The 17,740-nt window shown below is 45.9% G+C and carries 18 protein-coding genes and 1 CRISPR repeat array; of the genes, 16 read left to right on the forward strand and 2 right to left on the reverse strand.

Annotated elements, in window-relative coordinates; translation table 11 throughout:
• Positions 1-283: 283 nt before the first annotated feature.
• The 4 genes from ACKFKH_RS09350 (at position 284) to ACKFKH_RS09365 (ending at position 6,363) form a co-directional block, all read left to right on the forward strand.
• Positions 284-3,256, forward strand: a complete 2,973-nt coding sequence (locus ACKFKH_RS09350; protein ID WP_446858003.1) for a peptidase domain-containing ABC transporter — start codon at positions 284-286, stop codon at positions 3,254-3,256.
• A gap of 402 nt (positions 3,257-3,658) precedes the next feature.
• A complete protein-coding gene (locus ACKFKH_RS09355) occupies positions 3,659-4,999 on the forward strand; it encodes an HlyD family efflux transporter periplasmic adaptor subunit (RefSeq protein WP_446858004.1) in 1,341 nt (446 codons plus the stop codon).
• Positions 5,000-5,231: 232 nt separating this feature from the next.
• Positions 5,232-5,486 (forward strand): hypothetical protein, encoded by a 255-nt coding sequence (locus tag ACKFKH_RS09360; protein WP_446858005.1) that lies wholly within the window; start codon positions 5,232-5,234, stop codon positions 5,484-5,486.
• A gap of 145 nt (positions 5,487-5,631) precedes the next feature.
• On the forward strand, positions 5,632-6,363 hold the full coding sequence (locus tag ACKFKH_RS09365) for a peptidyl-prolyl cis-trans isomerase (protein ID WP_446858006.1): 732 nt from the start codon (positions 5,632-5,634) through the stop codon (positions 6,361-6,363).
• Between the two features lie 263 nt (positions 6,364-6,626).
• Here the strand turns inward: ACKFKH_RS09365 and ACKFKH_RS09370 are convergent, their stop codons facing one another.
• Positions 6,627-7,190, reverse strand: a complete 564-nt coding sequence (locus ACKFKH_RS09370; RefSeq protein ID WP_446858007.1) for a hypothetical protein — start codon at positions 7,188-7,190, stop codon at positions 6,627-6,629.
• Between the two features lie 14 nt (positions 7,191-7,204).
• Here ACKFKH_RS09370 and ACKFKH_RS09375 point away from each other — a divergent pair, with 14 nt between their 5' ends.
• The 5 genes from ACKFKH_RS09375 to ACKFKH_RS09395 all read left to right on the forward strand — a co-directional run bounded on the left by ACKFKH_RS09375 (position 7,205) and on the right by ACKFKH_RS09395 (position 9,469).
• A complete protein-coding gene (locus tag ACKFKH_RS09375) occupies positions 7,205-7,555 on the forward strand; it encodes a hypothetical protein (protein ID WP_446858008.1) in 351 nt (116 codons plus the stop codon).
• Positions 7,556-7,582: 27 nt separating this feature from the next.
• The gene (gene cas6, locus ACKFKH_RS09380; RefSeq protein ID WP_446858009.1) at positions 7,583-8,716 is read left to right on the forward strand and encodes a CRISPR-associated endoribonuclease Cas6; all 1,134 of its coding nucleotides are present in this window, start codon (positions 7,583-7,585) and stop codon (positions 8,714-8,716) included.
• A gap of 78 nt (positions 8,717-8,794) precedes the next feature.
• Positions 8,795-9,154, forward strand: coding sequence for a hypothetical protein (locus tag ACKFKH_RS09385; RefSeq protein WP_446858010.1), 360 nt, complete (start codon positions 8,795-8,797; stop codon positions 9,152-9,154).
• A gap of 4 nt (positions 9,155-9,158) precedes the next feature.
• A complete protein-coding gene (locus tag ACKFKH_RS09390; RefSeq protein WP_446858011.1) occupies positions 9,159-9,353 on the forward strand; it encodes a hypothetical protein in 195 nt (64 codons plus the stop codon).
• Complete coding sequence (locus ACKFKH_RS09395; RefSeq protein ID WP_446858103.1) at positions 9,350-9,469, forward strand: type II toxin-antitoxin system YoeB family toxin; 120 nt, start codon at positions 9,350-9,352, stop codon at positions 9,467-9,469. Before ACKFKH_RS09390 ends, ACKFKH_RS09395 begins: the two co-directional genes overlap by 4 nt.
• 12 nt (positions 9,470-9,481) lie before the next feature.
• Here ACKFKH_RS09395 and ACKFKH_RS09400 read toward each other — a convergent pair whose 3' ends face one another.
• Positions 9,482-9,787, reverse strand: coding sequence for a hypothetical protein (locus ACKFKH_RS09400; RefSeq protein WP_446858012.1), 306 nt, complete (start codon positions 9,785-9,787; stop codon positions 9,482-9,484).
• A 29-nt stretch (positions 9,788-9,816) separates the two neighbouring features.
• Positions 9,817-10,438: a CRISPR direct-repeat array (repeat unit 35 nt; unit sequence GTTTCCATCCCCTTGCGGGGAATGAGTGATGAAAC).
• Between the two features lie 123 nt (positions 10,439-10,561).
• Between ACKFKH_RS09400 and ACKFKH_RS09405 the strand changes: the two genes are divergently transcribed.
• The 7 genes from ACKFKH_RS09405 (at position 10,562) to csx7 (ending at position 17,739) form a co-directional block, all read left to right on the forward strand.
• On the forward strand, positions 10,562-10,726 hold the full coding sequence (locus ACKFKH_RS09405; protein WP_446858013.1) for a hypothetical protein: 165 nt from the start codon (positions 10,562-10,564) through the stop codon (positions 10,724-10,726).
• A 182-nt stretch (positions 10,727-10,908) separates the two neighbouring features.
• Entirely contained in the window at positions 10,909-13,134 is a 2,226-nt protein-coding gene (gene cas10 / locus ACKFKH_RS09410; RefSeq protein WP_446858014.1) for a type III-B CRISPR-associated protein Cas10/Cmr2, read from the forward strand.
• Between the two features lie 9 nt (positions 13,135-13,143).
• A complete protein-coding gene (locus ACKFKH_RS09415) occupies positions 13,144-13,854 on the forward strand; it encodes an RAMP superfamily CRISPR-associated protein (RefSeq protein WP_446858015.1) in 711 nt (236 codons plus the stop codon).
• Positions 13,851-15,134 carry a type III-D CRISPR-associated RAMP protein Csx10 gene (csx10, locus tag ACKFKH_RS09420; protein WP_446858016.1) on the forward strand — a complete coding sequence of 428 codons (1,284 nt, stop codon included), beginning with the start codon at positions 13,851-13,853 and terminating at the stop codon, positions 15,132-15,134. The genes ACKFKH_RS09415 and csx10 overlap by 4 nt, the downstream gene beginning before the upstream one ends.
• Positions 15,131-15,712 (forward strand): hypothetical protein, encoded by a 582-nt coding sequence (locus ACKFKH_RS09425; RefSeq protein WP_446858017.1) that lies wholly within the window; start codon positions 15,131-15,133, stop codon positions 15,710-15,712. The genes csx10 and ACKFKH_RS09425 overlap by 4 nt, the downstream gene beginning before the upstream one ends.
• Before the next feature lie 14 nt (positions 15,713-15,726).
• Positions 15,727-16,863, forward strand: coding sequence for a hypothetical protein (locus ACKFKH_RS09430; protein WP_446858018.1), 1,137 nt, complete (start codon positions 15,727-15,729; stop codon positions 16,861-16,863).
• Between the two features lie 9 nt (positions 16,864-16,872).
• The gene (gene csx7 / locus ACKFKH_RS09435) at positions 16,873-17,739 is read left to right on the forward strand and encodes a type III CRISPR-associated RAMP protein Csx7 (protein WP_446858019.1); all 867 of its coding nucleotides are present in this window, start codon (positions 16,873-16,875) and stop codon (positions 17,737-17,739) included.
• Position 17,740: the final 1 nt, after the last annotated feature.

A 17,740-nucleotide genomic window follows, 5' to 3' on the forward strand; every position in this document is an offset into this window, starting at 1 on the left:
AATTTAGGGGGCGAAAAAATGGACACTTCCCACAGATTCATCCCTCCAATCAGCAACGCCCTTTTCTGGTAGGTTGATCGAGAGAAATTCATATAGCACCGTATTTCTACTAAGCTTTCATGAAGGGACGATCGTTGCGGATGCGAAAGCCCACAAAAAGCATTAGAAGATCATCTCAATGCGCTCCCACACAGTTTGATTAAAAGCTTATTCTCGTAGTCAACTAAAAAATATAGGGATTGCCTAACCAGCAGACTCAACCAACACGTTTCCAGGGGCACAAATGCAGCGGCAACCTCAACCTTTTCAGGATGCGATCGATCAGCTATCCGAAATTTTGATGCGACTGTTTCCGCAAGCAGATCCGCTACTCATTGAAGCTTTGAGCCAATCGTTTGAGATTGCAGAATTTCGACTGGGCGATCGCTGTAACTCCTCACCAACCACGCTATCTATTGTTTGTCAGGGGCGAGTCCGCTTGCTAGGGTATGGCGAACAGCAAAAGGAGGTGTCTGTTTGTGTGTTAGAAGTAGGTGATAGCTTTGGCGCAGATGACCTGTGGGCAACTCTTCAATATTCAGCGATCGCCGCCAGCATCGGAAAGCTTGCCCAAATTGATATCAAAGATCTAGAATCCTGGCTAGAAAAACTTCCTGACCTGCGCGATCGCTGGCACCAACAGGCCCAAACAAGAGACTATCTACTGTTTCTTAAAACCCTGACGAGCTTACGATCACTATCTCAGGCTCAACTTTTAGAGATCGGATCTCATTTGGTTTCAATCTTATTACCACCAGGAAAAAGGTTAGCCGAAGTTTCGCAAACAGGACAGTTTTGGCTGCGTCGGGGTGAAGTTTACAGCCGCAACGTTCAGCCTCCAAAGTTGGGCGATTGGGGGTCTCCATCTGATGATTGGACTGCTCAAACAGAAGTTGTCCTGTACCATTTGCCTGCTGAGTACTGGGAAACGATCGTACCAACGGTTTCAACCTTAGATAATTTAACTTCGGTTGCCGTTCAGAAAACTCCGACTAACCACTCAGAGAACTTTCCTCACGCTGACATAGCATCCTCTAATACATTGCCCTTTCCGCAACCTGGGAAGCGACGATCGCGCCTAGGGCAAAAGTATCCCTTTGTTCCGCAGCAGAGTTCGGTAGACTGTGGCATTGCTTGTTTGGTTATGGTGGGACAGTACTGGGGTAACCGTTTGAGCTTGAGCGACTTGACTCGTCGGGCAGGAATGGGGCGGTTTGGGGTTTCACTTCAAGCTTTGGCAACCACCGCAGAAGGTGTAGGCTTTCAGGCTCGACCCGTGCGGGCTAGTTTGGGACAGCTAATCGAACAATCTAAGCCGTGGATTGCTCACTGGCAAGGCGATCACTATGTGGTTGTCTACCGAGTCAGAGGAAACCAATTTTTGATTGCTGATCCCGCAGTTGGAAGGCAAAAACTATCACTACAGGAGTTTCAGACCCATTGGAGTGGCTATGCACTGTTACTAGAACCCACCGATCGACTTAAGGCATCTGAGGCAGAAAAGCCCTCCCTAAAGCGGTTTTGGGGACTGCTGACAGCTTATCGCACCGTGATCGGACAAATCATTTTTGCTTCGCTGCTGATTCAAGTATTTGGGCTGGTGGCTCCGTTGTTAACTCAGTTCATTTTGGATCGAGTCATTGTTCAACGCAGCTTGATCACGCTGAATGTGTTTGCGATCGGGCTACTGCTCTTTGGTATCTGGCGAGTTAGTTTAACAGCTGTGCGGCAATATCTGCTTGACTACTTTTCTAATCGGCTGGATCTGATGCTGATCAGTGGTTTTATTAGCCATACGCTACTCCTGCCTCTGACATTTTTTGAGTCTCGTCAGGTGGGCGATATTCTAACTCGTGTACAAGAAAACCAGAAGGTACAGTTGTTTCTAACTCGGCAAGCGATCGTGGTCTGGTTAGATGCGCTGATGGTGTTTGTCTACCTGGGTTTGATGGCTTACTACAACTGGCAACTGATGCTGCTGGTATTGGGATTGCTCGTTGCGATCGCGCTGATTGTTCTGATTGCTACGCCCTTTATGCGACAGGTTTCCCGCGATGTGTTTCGGCAGACCGCGATCGAAAACTCTGCTCTAGTAGAAATTTTGACTGGGGTTGAGACAATCAAATCCGCCGCCGCAGAACGAACCTTACGCTGGCGTTGGGAAGACCGTCTGACTGAGTTGCTGAATGCGCGATTTCGAGGACAAAAGCTATCAAATACGCTGCAATTTCTCAGCGGACTGGTGAATAGCCTGGGGAGTACAGCGCTGCTCTGGTATGGGGCAACTTTAGTGATTCAAGGAAGCCTGACGGTAGGGCAATTTGTCGCTTTTAATATGCTGCTGGCAAGTGCGATCGCGCCCGTTCTCTCGCTGGCGCAGCTTTGGGATGAACTACAAGAAGTTGTTATCGCGGCTGAACGGTTGAATGATGTGTTTGTGGTGTCGCCAGAAGAAGATGCTCAACGTCCGATGCTGATGTTGCCGCCGTTAAGAGGTGAAGTCCGCTTTGAGAATGTCACTTTTCGTTACAGTGCCGAGCAGGAAAGAAATACGCTGCAAACGGTTTCCTTTGAAATATTGCCAGGGCAGATGGTCGCGATTGTGGGTCAAAGCGGTTCAGGTAAGAGTACATTGGTGAATCTACTTCAAGGACTCTATCAGCCAATGAGCGGGCGCATTCTAATCGACGGGCATGATATTCGCCAGGTGTCTCCTCAATCGCTGCGATCGCAGTTGGGAGTTGTGCCACAGGATTGTTTCTTGTTTTCGGGCACCATTCTAGAAAACATTGCGCTATTTCGTCCCGAATTCACGCTAGAGCAGATCATTGAAGTCGCAAAACTAGCAGAAGCTCACAGCTTTATTCAAGACTTGCCCCTGGGTTATCAGACCAAAGTAGGAGAACGAGGGACAACGCTATCAGGCGGTCAAAAACAACGGATTGCGATCGCTCGTGCGCTACTAGGTGAACCTCGTTTACTCATTTTAGACGAAGCGACCAGTTCACTCGATGTCCATGCAGAGCGCCGCTTTCGCGATAACTTGAGACGAATTGGAAATTGCACTATCTGTATGATTGCCCATCGGCTATCAACCGTGCGAGATGCAGATAATATTCTGGTGGTCGATCGCGGCATTCTAGTTGAGCAGGGCACCCATCCTGCATTAATGTCTCAGCAAGGGGTTTACTACCATCTAGCACGGCAGCAGTTATAGGAAGATGGTTAAAGTTGGTAGTTAAAACCGCAGCTAGGAGAACAAAACCCACCGTCGCGAATTAAGACAATATTGATGAGTGTAGTTTGCGAAAACAAACTTCGTTTTGGCGGGGGAGAATTCTATTCACTAACTAACTATCTAAATCAGAACTGCCTCATCCCTCATGTATGAAAATTCAGTGAAGCAGGTGATAAAATCCCAGTAAAGTCGAGTGTAATTACGTATTGAGAAATGAGATCCAGTAATATTGACGTGGTATTTTTACTGAAATTTCTACTTTAAGTTTAGAAATCGCTGTATCGGTTAATAAGCAAATACAACTGAAAGGATGTTAGGAGACAATCTAAATTCTCTAATCAGACGGAAATTCAGTCGCAAGTTATCTCCAGGAGCGTTGCTGTGCAGAAGTTGGATGATCGTCTGAAATTAAATTCTCCAAGCTCCACGAGTCGCACTTTTGTTGCTCAACAATCAAACTGGTCTACTTCTCTACAGTCCGTACTAGACCAACCTCCGATCGCCTTTCCGCTTTACCTACTGCTGGGTGGCATTGCGTTTTGTAGTGCTTTTGGTGCCTGGGCTTATTTTGGGCAGATCGATGAGGTCGGTCATGCCCGTGGGCAGCTTGTTCCTAAAGGAAGCGTGTATAAGATTCATCCGGTCGAATCAGGCAAGGTGACAAAGCTGCTGGTCAAAGAAGGACAGCTCGTGAAAGCGGGACAAACTCTGGCGGAACTCGACCCACAACTCTCAACCGGAGAAGTCGATCGCTTACAGCAAACACTAGCCTCTGATCAAACACAACTTAACCAGATGCAAATGTTGGTTGCCCGATCGCGTCTAGAAGCCCAACAGGGACAGGAAAGTGCGTCTGCAAATTCACAGGGTCAAGTTGCTGCGATCGCTCAGTCTACTACCAAGGTAAACACAGTTCGGGAAGTTTTGTCTCAGCTTCGAGTGGATGAAACGGCGCAGCGATCGCGACTCGAAAAACTTAGAACACTTGCCAGCCAAGGAGCCGTTTCGCAAGAGCGTTTGTTTGAAGTAGAACAGGCATTGCGCGATCGTCAAAGCAGTATTACCAAAAGCCAGGGAGATCTGGAACAAGCGTTGTCAGAAGTCAGGCAGTTGCAAGCAGGGTTGGATCAAAAGCAAGCAGACGGCACTCGATCTCAGCTAGAAGCTCAACAGCAAACCCAACAGCTAGAAGTTGAAGCCACTCAACTAAAAGCCAAAATTGCCGAAACTCAAACCTTATTAAATACTGCAAAAACCAAAGTTAGCCAGCGATTGTTAGTTGCGCCTGTTGAAGGAACAGTGTCTTCTCTAAGCATTCAAAATGTGGGCGAAGTTGTACAACCGGGACAAACGATCGCAGAGATGACTGCTCTCAAGGCTCCGCTAGTACTACGGGCAAGTTTGCCAAATCAGGAAGCAGGGTTTGTTCAAGTGGGAACGGCAGCGCAAATCAAACTCGATGCCTATCCCTATCAAGATTATGGGATGGTTTCGGGAAAGGTGGTTTCAATTTCTCCAGATGCCAAGCCTAGCGATCAGTCAGAGCCAGTTTACCAGGTCGAAATTGCGCTCGATCGCACCTCGATTACAGCCGATCAGAAAACGATTGTATTCAAAGCGGGTCAAGTGGCTACAGCAGAACTTGTAATTCGTCGTCGTCGCATTATCGATGTGTTATTCGATCCAATTCGTCAATTGCAAAAAGGAGGTCTTCGCTTGTAGCAATTTCTAGAGTGAGGTATTTTGTTGGGGTAATAAAATTCAACATCAAGAGCAATTTTTTTAAGAAGGTTCTTGATAGTTCTTGAACCAATCTTTTGAAAAGTTAGTATATAAAGCTACTATGAAAAATTGACATTATTAATGGTGAAATCTCGAATATTTTTCTCTAATTGATATGATCTGAAGTGCGCTCCCTGTTGCGTGAAAACATCTTTAACGAAGGAGAAATCTCATGGTAATTCGCGACCTGGAATATCTAGACACTGTGTTTGATTCAAAAGAAGCAACTGGCATTGTTGGAGGCGCTAAAGCCTGGTTTAGCAGCAAATCCTGGTCAGGTCCATTCTCAACGAGCAACTACTCCACCGGCTTTGCCAAGGGTACCTACTTGGCTGTAGCGGCTGGGACATCTGGCTCAACTTATGCAGCAGGTGCAGCAGGTGTATTCAGCACCTCTGGTGGAACTGCATTTGCGTTTGGCATCTAACGATTAACTGTAAAAAAATGTGGTTTTGTAGGAGTGTTATTCGTAATGTTCCTACATTTTTTTCGATTGCCTTTCAGAAGCTTTAGAGAAATTAAAAAGTTGAGTTTTAGCAGTGATATTTTTAGTTAAAATCAGCTAGTTTGAGATGGTTAATCATTTGTTTGAATCTTTTATTGTGTTGGACGATCTCATCAATTACTTAAAGAAAAGTGTTCGATTAAAAGAGATTTATCAAAAGGTTTTGCATCAGAAAATTATTGATCAAACGGCTCACGCAAAGGGAATCATCGTGACGCAGGATGAGATTCAGGCAGAAAGCGATCGCTTACGTCGAGAATCTCGTTTAGAAAAAGCATCCGACACGTTAGCCTGGTTAAATGACCAGATGATCACAGCCGAAGATTTAGAGGCAGGAATTCGCGATCGCTTGCTAACTAAAAAACTCTCACACATCTTGTTTGATCAAGAAGTTAAAGCGGCTTTTGCTCAACATCGATCGGACTTTGACCAAGTTGTTTTGTATCAAATCATTGTTTCTGAACAGACCATTGCCCAGGAGCTATTCTTTCAAATTGAGGAACGAGAAACCAGCTTTTTTGAAGCCGCCCATCTCTACAATCAGGATGAATCGCTTCGGCAAACCTGCGGCTACGCGGGAAAACTTTATCGCTGGAACTTAAAACCAGAGGTGTCTGCGGCAGTTTTTAATGCGCGATCGGGTGACTTACTAGAGCCGCTTAAAACCGATCAGGGATATCATCTCTTATGGGTCAAAGCATTTATTCCAGCCCAGCTAACACCCGAAATTTATCAAGAGATTCTAGACGGTCTATTTGGCACTTGGCTATTTAATGAATGTCGTCATTTGCTTGATTAGAAAACTACAGCAGTACCTAAATCAGTAGGAATCTTCAAAGGGCGGGTTGTTATTGTTCTTAGCCATCGATTCACGACTAATCTACTAATCACTAAGGAACGCGAGTTTATTAACCTGAAATTCTCTAAATATGCTTGGTCAGCTAATTTTGGCGGCGTTGCTGAGTCAGGGGATGAATTGCCCCAAAGCGGAGGGAAACCCAAGGTTCAAAGTCCCCCAGAATAGAGGATTTAGCGATTATCTACATATTTGCTTCAGGTGAATTAGTAAGCTATGAAGCGATCGTGTAGCCAAGTTGCAAGTTGAGCGACAGCACTCTCGTAAGTTGCTGTGTTGCCATGTCGATCCAAATTCCACAGGATGCCCTTCGCTAGAGTTGGAGTAAAATTGATGTGAGAACATACCGTTTGGTTTAACACCGCATCGATTTTGTGCAGACGACTTTCTAGAAACGCGATCGTTTCACAATTCTCACAGTGAGCAAACTGCTGCCAATGGCTTATTTCTTGCAGGTTCGACGACAGTAGGATCAAAAAGTCAGAGCGCTGCAAAATTTCTGCATTTTCTGCTGTACGCTTACCACCGAGATCGAGCAGAACAATCGAAAAATGTGGATTCTGTCCCAGGTGATCAATGGCTCGAAGCGTTTCAAGAACAAACTCTTCAGAGAACTGACCTTTTCTGCGAATTGACTGCACGACTGCTGGATCAGCTTCGCTTGACCACATTCCTTCGCCATCCGGACAAACCCGTTGCAGGAAGACTCGGTTTGAGTGCTTGAGAAGTTGTTGATAGAGTGCTGCAACGGTGCTGGTTGATTTGTTCAAGAGAACGGTTGGATATGGCGCGGGAGCTTTGTCAGGAGTTTCCTGATATGTGTGTGGATGCACCTTTGGTCGTGAATGATATCTACAATCCATTGGAGTTTCGGGCGCGAGTGGATGAGATTTATCGGACTCGATTGCCCAAGGGTTGGACAGAGGCAGAGGTGATTGCAGATTATACCGGGATGACGGCTCATGCTTCGGTGGGAGTGGTGTTGGCATGTGTGGGCACGAAGCGATCGATTCAGTACACGCCCGCGAAGGTGGATGCTCAAGGGAAAGTCGTTGGATCGCTGAATCTGATTCGCGTCATGCTGGGATTTCAGGCGAATGGGCGATCGAATGCTTCGAGCAAACTTGCGGGGTAAGATGAGTCCAAGTTACTGATTTGAGATATGCCACGTCGTGCTGCTAAACCGATTTTAAGTTGGGATGACACTGCTGAATTGATTGGACTTGCGCTCTTCTTGCAGCCGAATCGGAGTTTTCAAGCGACTTCTAACTTTTCGACTCAGCTTCATGCTTGGTTTTTGGATCAGGTGCGATCTATGAATCCGGATCTTTCGGCTTATTTGCATGATGGGCAGTCGGAGAAAGCGTTTACGATTTCGGGATTGGAAGGGAGTCGGGTGGGTCGATCGATTCAGTTTGAGGCAGAGCAGCTTTATGCTTGGACGGTGACGGGGCTGAATCATGAGGTTTGTGAGTGGATGCAGCAGTGGTTGGTGAAGCCACCGACGGAGATTAAGCTGCGGGGGGAAGTGTTTCGGATTGTGCGGTGGGAGATTGGTTTGCCTGCGATGACGTATGAGGCGGTTTGGGAGCAGGCTGGGGAAGGGCAGCAGGATGATTTGAATCTGACGTTTTTGAGTGCGACGAGTTTTCGGAAGCGGCAGAATCATTTACCTTTGCCGATGCCGGAGAATGTGTTTCATAGTTACTTGCGGCGTTGGAATGATTTTGCATCGATCGCAGTTGAGCAAGAGGATTTTCTTAACTGGGTGAATGAGTGTGTGGTGATCTTGCGGCATGAGGTGCGATCGCTCAAAGTCCAAGCAGGCAAACAAGGCTCGGTGACTGGGTTTGTGGGTCGGGTGCAGTTTGGGCTGAGTCCGAAGGCGAAGGGTGATCCGGACTATGTGCAAATGGTGCGATCGCTGGTGTTTTGTGCGCCGTATTTTGGGACGGGGCATAAGGTGACGTTTGGGTTGGGGCAGACCAGAGCGGGATGGTTGGAGGTGGAATCGGTTGAGGAGCCAGTTGTGGAGGTGGCGGAGTGGAACGATTCGGTGGAGGTGCAGCGGCGGGTGTTGATTGAGGCGCGGCGGGCGGAGTTGAAGGCGTTCTTTTTTGGGTTGAAGAAGCGGCAAGGTGGGGAGCGGGCGGAGAAGGCGGCGGATTTGTGGGCGACGATCGTGGCGCGGCAGGAGTTTGGGGAGAGTTTGAAGGGGATTGCGGAGGATCTGGGGATTGGGTATGAGAGCGTGAAAAAGTATTCGCAGTTGGCTCGCAAAGCAATGAAGGAATGAGAGGGGTTTGCGATCGTGCCTAGGTCATCTTGGTTATACTGTTGCATAGCGCAGTGTAGTTTGCTCAGAAGAATCAGAATGATTTCAAATCTGATCGAAAGCCATAATCTTGAGAGTTATCAAACCATCAAGTTGGGTCAAGCGATTTTATCTGTTCCGATCGAAGTTGATCCCAAACCCTATATTAGGCAGCTACTTGCAATCGAGCTTCAAGCCATTCAAAATCCGACCGCAAAAGCCGCGATCGAACGGGGCTTAAATGAGGCGACGACGGATGAGGATTTTTCCAGTTTGCTCGAAACATTTCATTTACTGAGTTCTTCTGCAAATGCCGATCGTTTGATTGCGGCATTGGAGCGCTCTAAGGTGCAAGAAACGGCTGCACAATCGGTTGAAGATTTCAAACGGGAGTTTGGACTTGTCGAAGAAACGCCCTAAGAAGTTGAATGAGTCTTCGGAATCGACGGCTGAGGAGTCTTCAGAAAAGCTGGAGCGGAGTGCAGTTTTTGAGCCTGATTTTCGTGAGGATTTGCGGTTTTGGATTGAGTGCGATCGCAAGATTGCGTTGAAAGTGATGGATTTTGTTGAAGCGGTGATGGTGATCCTTTTGATGGAATTGGAAAGCCGGAGCCGCTGAAATATCTAAACTCAAATACTTGGTCGCGCAGGATCACAGATGAGCATCGACTGGTTTATGAGGTTTATCGCGATCGAGTGAAGTTTCTTCAAGCGCGATTCCATTACTCTCGCTAGACTATCACCAAGCTACTGGCTTATAGTGAGTTGTCCTAGATGCGTTAAGATTCGGGGCACTTCGTATAGACCGTTGCGATACTGCGATCGTGTTGAAAATAGGTCAGAAATTCCGTACTGTTTTTCGAGTGCTTTCACGAATAGATAGCTGCTTCCATTCATGACCATTCCGTAGAACATTTTTTCGAGATTTGGCGAAGCGCTCATGTAAGCCAATGTCTGAGGGAGGGCTTGGGACACAAAAAAGAAACATTTATGAAGAAGTCGGTTTAGCGCGATCGTGCTTATTCGATCGATCGACAAAACTTTGGGCTGCATTCCGTGTAACAACTAACGGATGTGGAAAAGTTTCCATCCCCTTGCGGGGAATGAGTGATGAAACTTTTTTATGATAGTCTAGAGGTATTATGCCTAACATCAACGTGTTTCCATCCCCTTGCGGGGAATGAGTGATGAAACCTAGAGCGTTTGGGTCTATGTTTTGCGGGTCAAGGTTTCCATCCCCTTGCGGGGAATGAGTGATGAAACGAGTTGTAAGTAACTCGACTACATTCTTAAGGAATTTCGTTTCCATCCCCTTGCGGGGAATGAGTGATGAAACGTTTATACGAGGACTCTACCATGTCTGTTGAATCTGATGTTTCCATCCCCTTGCGGGGAATGAGTGATGAAACTCATGGAAACCCATGAACCACTTTTGCGCTATGGCAAACGTTTCCATCCCCTTGCGGGGAATGAGTGATGAAACTTTTTGGGAATGGCGGAAACGATCGACTGGATGGCAAACGTTTCCATCCCCTTGCGGGGAATGAGTGATGAAACTTTTTTATGATAGTCTAGAGGTATTATGCCTAACATCAACGTGTTTCCATCCCCTTGCGGGGAATGAGTGATGAAACCTTATGCGATTCAATCGCTTGTCTCGTGTTTTTCTGTTTCCATCCCCTTGCGGGGAATGAGTGATGAAACACTTCATCTAGGGAGCCTTGCCCTGAGAAGCTCTCAAGACCCAAATCGACGTAATAGCTTTGTACTAGTCAATAAGCACTGATTTAGTGTCAATAAGCTAGATCGTCAAGCGCTAGAAACCTTATGGAACAAGGCATCGACGCAATCCAACGAAGTTATGCGGCTTTCAAGGTTCTGGCGGATCGCGTGGAAATCATCGATACTGAACAAGGTAATCGACTCTTAGAAAAAGGTCAACCTCGCTTTCAATCGCACGAGCTACATTTAAGAAATCTTTTAGAAAGTTAGAAAGATTACACGATCGTTTAAATTTCCGAAAAAATACGGGTTGTCTCAAAATTCGAGCGTAATATCGATAGGAATCTCCTGCTGAAAGAAAAATTAGAGTGGAAAATCCTTTTTCCACCGTCCTGCATCATAGAACTTGTCAATCGTCCGCTCGTCTCGCCCCCTAACTTTCTCAATCTGTCATGATTCAGTCTCATCAGGACATTACTATCGCGATCGCTTGGTGTCTCGCCTGGGGTAACAAAGAAACTCCCCAACACGATCCCTCTCTACTCAGAAAATTTCGTCACGATCTAAAGCAAGGACAAGCGATCGATTCCGAACTTTCTCACTACTTAGACCAAGCCCAAAAATTACAAAAGCTCGAAAAATCAGCACAAATTCCAGACACGATCGAGCAATTCCAAACCGAATACGATGAACTTTGGAATGAATCTACAGAAATCGGACTCGTCTTCGGTGGCGCAACTAAAATTAAGCAATACGTCTTTGAAACCAGCAATCTACAGGACATTCGAGGCGCATCAGCATTACTCGATCGCATTAACCTCATCGACTTACGCAGCTTCTTCGATTCCTTGATCGAGTCAACTGTTCAAAGTTGGTTCAAGCAAGAATATCCCGAACTCAGTAAAGCACTGATCCCAGAACTCATTGTCTATTCCACAGGGGGAAATATTCTCGCGCTCTGTCCAGCCGCATATGTTCATCAGCTTGCTAACGCGATCGAGCAATGCTACACCCGCGAAACCTTGATTGCAAACTCCTGTGCTGTCGGTGAGACATTCAAGCTACTAGAATTTCGGTTTGGCAAAATTCAACAGCCCTGGCTCCAAGACTATCTCGCAAATCCGAAACACGAACTATTTCAAGCTTACTTTGGTCAGCCTAACGCTGAAGATCCTGACCAACCATTTCGCGATCGTAAATCTTTCAATGAATTAGTTGCCCATCTTGCCAGTCAATTCAATCAACGACGAAGCGGGAATATTACTTCAAATCGCCCAACTCGCGCCTATCCCCCGCTCTACGAAACTCATCCCTATGCTCAACGCGATGAAGGCGATCGACGTTCAGCGATCGCTCGTGTGCCTGCTTTGCGTCGGATGAAATTCTCCGAACCCTCCGGGCGGAAGTACATCATGGGTCAAATTGCTAAATGGAGTACAGAACAAGATTGGTGGTCAAGCATCGTCGGCAACTGGAAGCATGGAAAAATAGATAGCTGGGTGCAGAAGTTTCTAGATAGTCGTAGCAAACTGCCCTACCAGAACTACTTCGAGTCAATGCCACACGATACTAAAGAAGCGCGATCGCTGCGAGAAATTGGTGCAGCTAGTAAACCATCTGGTTTCGTTGCTTACATCTATGCTGATGGCAATAACATGGGGGGCTATATTCAAAAAGAAATCAAAACCCCTCAAGATTATCGCGCATTTAGCCAAGATATTTCTGCTGTCACAGAACAGGCAGTGTATCACGCGATCGCAAAGCATCTTAAACCCTTCTACTATGAGCCTGATGATTCTTCCGATCGTAAAGACCCAAGCTGGATTCATCCCTTTGAAATTGTCACGATTGGTGGCGATGATGTTTTTTTGATTGTGCCTGCTGATCGTGCTTTAGCGATCGCGAACACACTCAGTCAAGAATTCGAGAAGCTACTGAAAGATAAACAGATCTACAAAAGCGATGAATCCTATAATCAAGAATCTGTTCACCGCTATCAGCCCAGTGATGCAACCAAGCGACCTAATTCGAGAGAGCAATGTAAGCTCAGTATGTCTGTAGGTGTCCTCATCACAGCCGAAGATACGCCGATTTACTATGCGGCTGATTTGGTAGAGCAATTACTAAAATCAGCAAAACAAAAAGCGAAGAAGCTCAAAGGAAAAGGCTACCTCGGAGGCACGATCGATTTTCTAGTGATGAAATCCGTCACAATGATTTCTTCCAACATCAAAGAGTTTCGCGCTCAGGGTCTAACTCGCGAACGGGATGGACAAGCACATCTCAAGCTTTATGGCGCACCCTATACTCTGCATGAAATGAGTGGGTTACTAGAAACGCTTGCAGCGTTCAAAAAAGCCGATTTTCCAAAGTCACAACTCTACCAAATCCGAAGCTTACTTGAACAAGGCAAACAAACTGCAATCCTCAACTATCGATACTTCCGCGCTCGCCTGGGCGAGAAAGGTCAAAACTTAGAACAAGCCTTTGAGCAACCCTGGTGTAGTGCCAAACTCAACTCAGGCAACCTCGCTCCTTGGATGTCGATTTTAGACTCCGACTCTACTACTTACGAAACAATTTGGTACGAGTTAACGGATTTGTTTCCCTTTGTTCCTGACCCACCAAAATCCAAGATTCAACGAAAGTCCTCTCCTGCTCAATCTCGTTCTAAATAGGCAATTGCTATGATTGTTCTCGATGAGCTTGCACCTCCCATTCTTCAGACGATCGACAGTTGTGCGATCGTAGATTCAGCGCTTTGTGTTGGTGCTGGTGGCTCAACAGGTTCTCTCGCTGACAAGCCCATTGTTCGGAATGCTCAAGGACAACTGATCATCCCAGGTTCTCAACTCAAAGGCAGACTACGGCACGAATGTGAAAAGTTAGCTCGAAGCTTAGGATGGTGGATTGCCGAAGCTCCAGGTGCGAATCAGCTTTGTCCTGATGATGTTGAAGCAGAATTTCGATCGCATTATACAGTTGCTAATTACCCAGGCTATCACTGCCTTGTCTCACAGATATTTGGTGATCCGATTTTACCTGCTCGGATTGCCGTTGATGATCTGGTCTGTCAGTATAGCCGAGAAGAATTAGGAGAAGTCATTCGTCCAGGGGTTTCGATCAATCGATCGCGAAGTACTGCTGAGGATCAGAAGCTCTTTTTCCTAGAAACTTCTCCTGCGAATGCTCAACTTCCTTTCAAAGGAGCCATTCATCTCCTCGCGGATTGTCCAGACTATGCGATCGCACTCATTTCGGCAGCACTCCAACATCTTCACGCATTAGGGGGCAGCAAATCTGCTGGACTGGGTTGGCTCACCTGGACAGAATTTCCTCAAGTGAGTCCAGACGATGAAATTTGGTTACAACTGATTGCGCCCAGGGAGTCGGAATGAATTGTATTGAACTAGAAATCACGGCTCAAGCTCCATTAGCAATCGGACGACAGAAACCAGGTGGCTCGATCAGCGAAACGGAAAGCTACATCCCAGGCACGATAATCCGAGGTGCGATCGCGGCTCAGATTCTCAAGACAGCAAAACCGCAAAATAAAGATCTTTCAAGCAATGGTGGGCAGTTTCAAGCCTTGTTTTTAGGGGGACAGCCTGCGATTTTTCAGAATGCTTATCCAGCGATCGCCAAAATCAGTGAGTCTGAATCTCGCTGTGTTCCTGAAGCTGTTTATGTTTTACCTGCTACGGCGGTCAGTTCTAAAGCTGAACCTGGATTCAAAATGGAGAACAAAGAGAAAGGTGGCGTTTTTGATACGTTAATCGATCGTTTTTGTGCTGAACAATGCGGGCATATCTATGATCCAAGCTGTCCCAAAGATACGAGTCGCATTGAGCCTTTTGCCGGGTTTTATAGCAAAGCAATTCATGGGCAGTATCCTTATCGGACGCATAGTGTTTCAAGCCGCTTTTTGACGAAAGTTGGGATCAATCGCCGTAGAGCAACTGCACAGGATGACATTCTTTACAGCATCGAAGTTTTGAATGAATCGTTTTTGAGAAATACGCGCGATCGCTTTCCAGAGTGGGAATACGTCAGCTATCGCAGTCAGATCTGGATTGATGATGATCAATTAGCAGCAGCATTGAGAAACTATCTTCAGAAACATTCTGACAGTTTCCGAATGGGAGGCTCTGCATCAAGAGGACTGGGCAAAGTCCATCTAGCAATCAACAATAGTCAGACCGTTGAATCTGTTGAGAAAAAGATTGCTACGTTCAATTCAAAACTTAAAGACCGTTGGAACCTTTGGTCTATTTTTAGACAGTCACCTGATCAATCTTTGCCTCAGCGAACCTTTTTCACATTAGATCTCCAGTCTGATGTAATTTTGACAGATAACTGGCAACATACGATCGTGCTATCTGCTCAAATGCTACGAGACTTTGCAGGCATTCAAGACTCCACACTTCATCTAGAAACTTCTTATAGCAGCTACGACTATCGAGCGGGCTGGAATTCTGCTTGGGGCTTGATGAAAGATATGGAGCTTACAACAAATCGAGGCTCAGTGTTCTTATTCAGCACTGAACAGCCAGAGCAATGGTATGGAGCGCTGCAAGAACTAGAGTGGAGAGGAATTGGCGATCGTACCTCCGAAGGATTCGGACAGGTACAGGTTTGTAATGAGTTTCACACGGTGTTTCGGGAGAATGCGGTATGAGTTTGCTGAAAGAAGAGTTGATGCTAAGAATCGATCGAGAGATTCGCTATCGTATGGATGGCGTGATTGAGAAATTAGGCAAACTTGCAAGAGAATTTGATATTGGGCACGAAGACACCAGTAAGCGATCGCCACTTCGTAACATTCTGCTAGTTGCTTCTGATCCAACATCGTCCATAGAAACCATTAAGACTTATATGCGCTATCAAGCTGCACGAGATATCAAAGTCTTGGGCGTAAAGCGCAGAGATCGAAGATTTGTAGATGCGTTAATTCTCCAATTAGAAGAGCTAGAAGACGATGCAAAGGCGATTTTTGAGCAAGTTAAAACATCACTTCCTAAACAGCACCAACTCGGCGAATATTTTCAAACACCAGAATACACAAAGGATCTGAAAGATTTACATCTCAGACTTGCACAACTCTATTTAGGAAGTTTAGTTCGAGAACATACTGCTTTGGTCGAAGAAGGTCGTAACCCTTCAAAAGCAAGAGAAGAGAAGAATTTTAATCAGTCTAAACCTGATGCTCCATCTAAGGCATTTGAGCGTCCTAGCAAGCCTCAGAAGCGAAATTAATAGGAGAATTTACCATGCGTCGAGTGATTGTTTCTACAATTGGAACTAGCTTACTGACAAATCAGATTGTTCGATCGAGTCCTGATGAAAAGACTTGGTATAACCAGTTGAGAGATACTGCAAATTGCAAATCAGAAGAACTTCCGGCAACAGCAAAAGAAATTATCGAAGTTTTGCAATCACGATCTCAAGAAGTTCTCAGTCAAAGTTCTTCACAGCAAATTCGTCTAGCAAGTGCAGAGCTAAATGGCATCTATGGCATTTACCAAGAACAGCTAGATCAGGGACAGCAAGACATCCACTATTTAATTGCAACTGATACTGCACAAGGAGTTGCAACCGCCAAAATTGTAGAATCTTTTTTGCGATCGGAAGGCATCACTCAAGTCAATATTGTCTGTCCGAGGGGGTTATCAATGGCAAGTACAGCGCTTTTTGCAGTTGGCATTGATGAACTTATTGTCTGGTTACGCGAAACAGTTGAACCTTTGAGAAAAGACCACGGCTATCGAATCTACTTCAATTTAGTCGGCAGCTTCAAAAGCTTGCAAGGGTATATGAATACGATCGGTATGTTCTACGCCGATGAAATCATCTACATTTTTGAAGGAGCAGGTTCGCAACTGATTACCATTCCGAGACTCCCGATTAAAATTGATGAAGCTGCGATCGCGCCTCATGCGTTGCAGCTTGCTTTGATAAAAGCTGGGCATGAACCCACAGTTGCAGAAGCTGAAATGATTCCTGAATTGATGTTGTGGGAGGTCGATGGTAGAAAGCTATTTTCAACCTGGGGCGAGTTAATTTGGGAGGAAGTTAAGCTTCAACTGATGTCACAAGATTTACTAGCATTTCCCAGATTAATTTACAGCGATGCTTTCAAAGCAGACTACAAACAAGTTAAAGATGCAAAAGATCGTCTGAAGCTCCAAGAGACATTAGCAAAAGTCTCCGTTATGCTCAATGCCTCCAATGGCGATCCAGCACCCTTAAAAGCAGACGGAGGATTGCAGTATGACAAATATGTTAATCAAAACCGCATCGATCATTTTCGAGTCACACAGGGTTTACGGGTTAGTTGTGAAAGTGTGAATGACCAGTTGCGCCTGCGCCGATATGGAAAAGAACCAGAAGTCAATCGCAAGCCGTAGGGGGAAGCTATGTTTAACGTTTTTAAGAATCGATTAGAGATTACAGGAACACTGACAACAGTGACAGCATTGCGAGTGGGAGCCGGGAAATCGACTGATCCCATTGGCTCGGATTTACCCGTGATCAAAGATGCGCTGCGTCGTCCTTTGATTCCTGGATCGAGCTTCAAAGGGGCACTGCGATCGCGCTTAGAAAGTTTTCTGCGTGGTATTGACTTAAACTTTGCTAGAGATCCTTCGGAGCTAGTCGATCCAAAAATAACTGCTTGGCTCAAAGATCTGAAAGATGAATACAAAGAAGCTGAGAATAAGGACGATAAATCACTCACTGAGAAGATTCTAGAGAGAACAGATTTAGTCTCACTTGTATTTGGTGCGCCTTGGTTAGCTGGAAAGCTTCAGGTTCGTGATTTGACAGTTGTGCCGGAGATTTGGTTTGGACAGTATCAGGAGCGAAATGGAGTCGCGATCGAGCGAGATACCGAAACGGCTTCGAGTGGAAAGCTTTACGATTTTCAAGTGGTTCCTGCGGGAACACCCTTTCAGTTTCAGGCAGTGATTGAGAATGCGGAAGACTGGGAGTTGGGATTGTTGCTGGTCGGGTTGTACCAGTTAGAGACAGAACAATTGCCACTAGGAGGAGGACGATCGAGAGGATTGGGTGTGGTGAAGTTGGTGCTGGAGCGAATGGAGTGGATCGATGTCAGACAAGGAGACAAAATCGATCGAGAGAAATTGCTGAACTATCTCAAACAGCTTGCAAGTCATCAGGATCAAACACTGAGGCAGAACATTCTGAATGATGCAGAACTTAAATCAAGATGGTCAGAAGCACTCTTGCACAAACTATCCAATCATCAAGTTGTACAAGCTTAGG

It is taken from the genome of Phormidesmis sp. 146-20 (assembly GCF_052939475.1).

What these genes read in the sequence shown, in the direction of transcription:
- ACKFKH_RS09405 (WP_446858013.1), top strand. Translation starts at nt 10,562, where the DNA reads ATGGAACAAGGCATCGACGCAATCCAACGAAGTTATGCGGCTTTCAAG.
- csx7 (WP_446858019.1), top strand. Translation starts at nt 16,873, where the DNA reads ATGTTTAACGTTTTTAAGAATCGATTAGAGATTACAGGAACACTGACA.
- cas10 (WP_446858014.1), top strand. Translation starts at nt 10,909, where the DNA reads ATGATTCAGTCTCATCAGGACATTACTATCGCGATCGCTTGGTGTCTC.
- ACKFKH_RS09400 (WP_446858012.1), bottom strand. Translation starts at nt 9,787, where the DNA reads ATGCAGCCCAAAGTTTTGTCGATCGATCGAATAAGCACGATCGCGCTA.
- ACKFKH_RS09365 (WP_446858006.1), top strand. Translation starts at nt 5,632, where the DNA reads ATGGTTAATCATTTGTTTGAATCTTTTATTGTGTTGGACGATCTCATC.
- ACKFKH_RS09360 (WP_446858005.1), top strand. Translation starts at nt 5,232, where the DNA reads ATGGTAATTCGCGACCTGGAATATCTAGACACTGTGTTTGATTCAAAA.
- ACKFKH_RS09375 (WP_446858008.1), top strand. Translation starts at nt 7,205, where the DNA reads ATGGCGCGGGAGCTTTGTCAGGAGTTTCCTGATATGTGTGTGGATGCA.
- ACKFKH_RS09430 (WP_446858018.1), top strand. Translation starts at nt 15,727, where the DNA reads ATGCGTCGAGTGATTGTTTCTACAATTGGAACTAGCTTACTGACAAAT.
- ACKFKH_RS09385 (WP_446858010.1), top strand. Translation starts at nt 8,795, where the DNA reads ATGATTTCAAATCTGATCGAAAGCCATAATCTTGAGAGTTATCAAACC.
- cas6 (WP_446858009.1), top strand. Translation starts at nt 7,583, where the DNA reads ATGCCACGTCGTGCTGCTAAACCGATTTTAAGTTGGGATGACACTGCT.
- ACKFKH_RS09425 (WP_446858017.1), top strand. Translation starts at nt 15,131, where the DNA reads ATGAGTTTGCTGAAAGAAGAGTTGATGCTAAGAATCGATCGAGAGATT.
- ACKFKH_RS09415 (WP_446858015.1), top strand. Translation starts at nt 13,144, where the DNA reads ATGATTGTTCTCGATGAGCTTGCACCTCCCATTCTTCAGACGATCGAC.
- ACKFKH_RS09350 (WP_446858003.1), top strand. Translation starts at nt 284, where the DNA reads ATGCAGCGGCAACCTCAACCTTTTCAGGATGCGATCGATCAGCTATCC.
- csx10 (WP_446858016.1), top strand. Translation starts at nt 13,851, where the DNA reads ATGAATTGTATTGAACTAGAAATCACGGCTCAAGCTCCATTAGCAATC.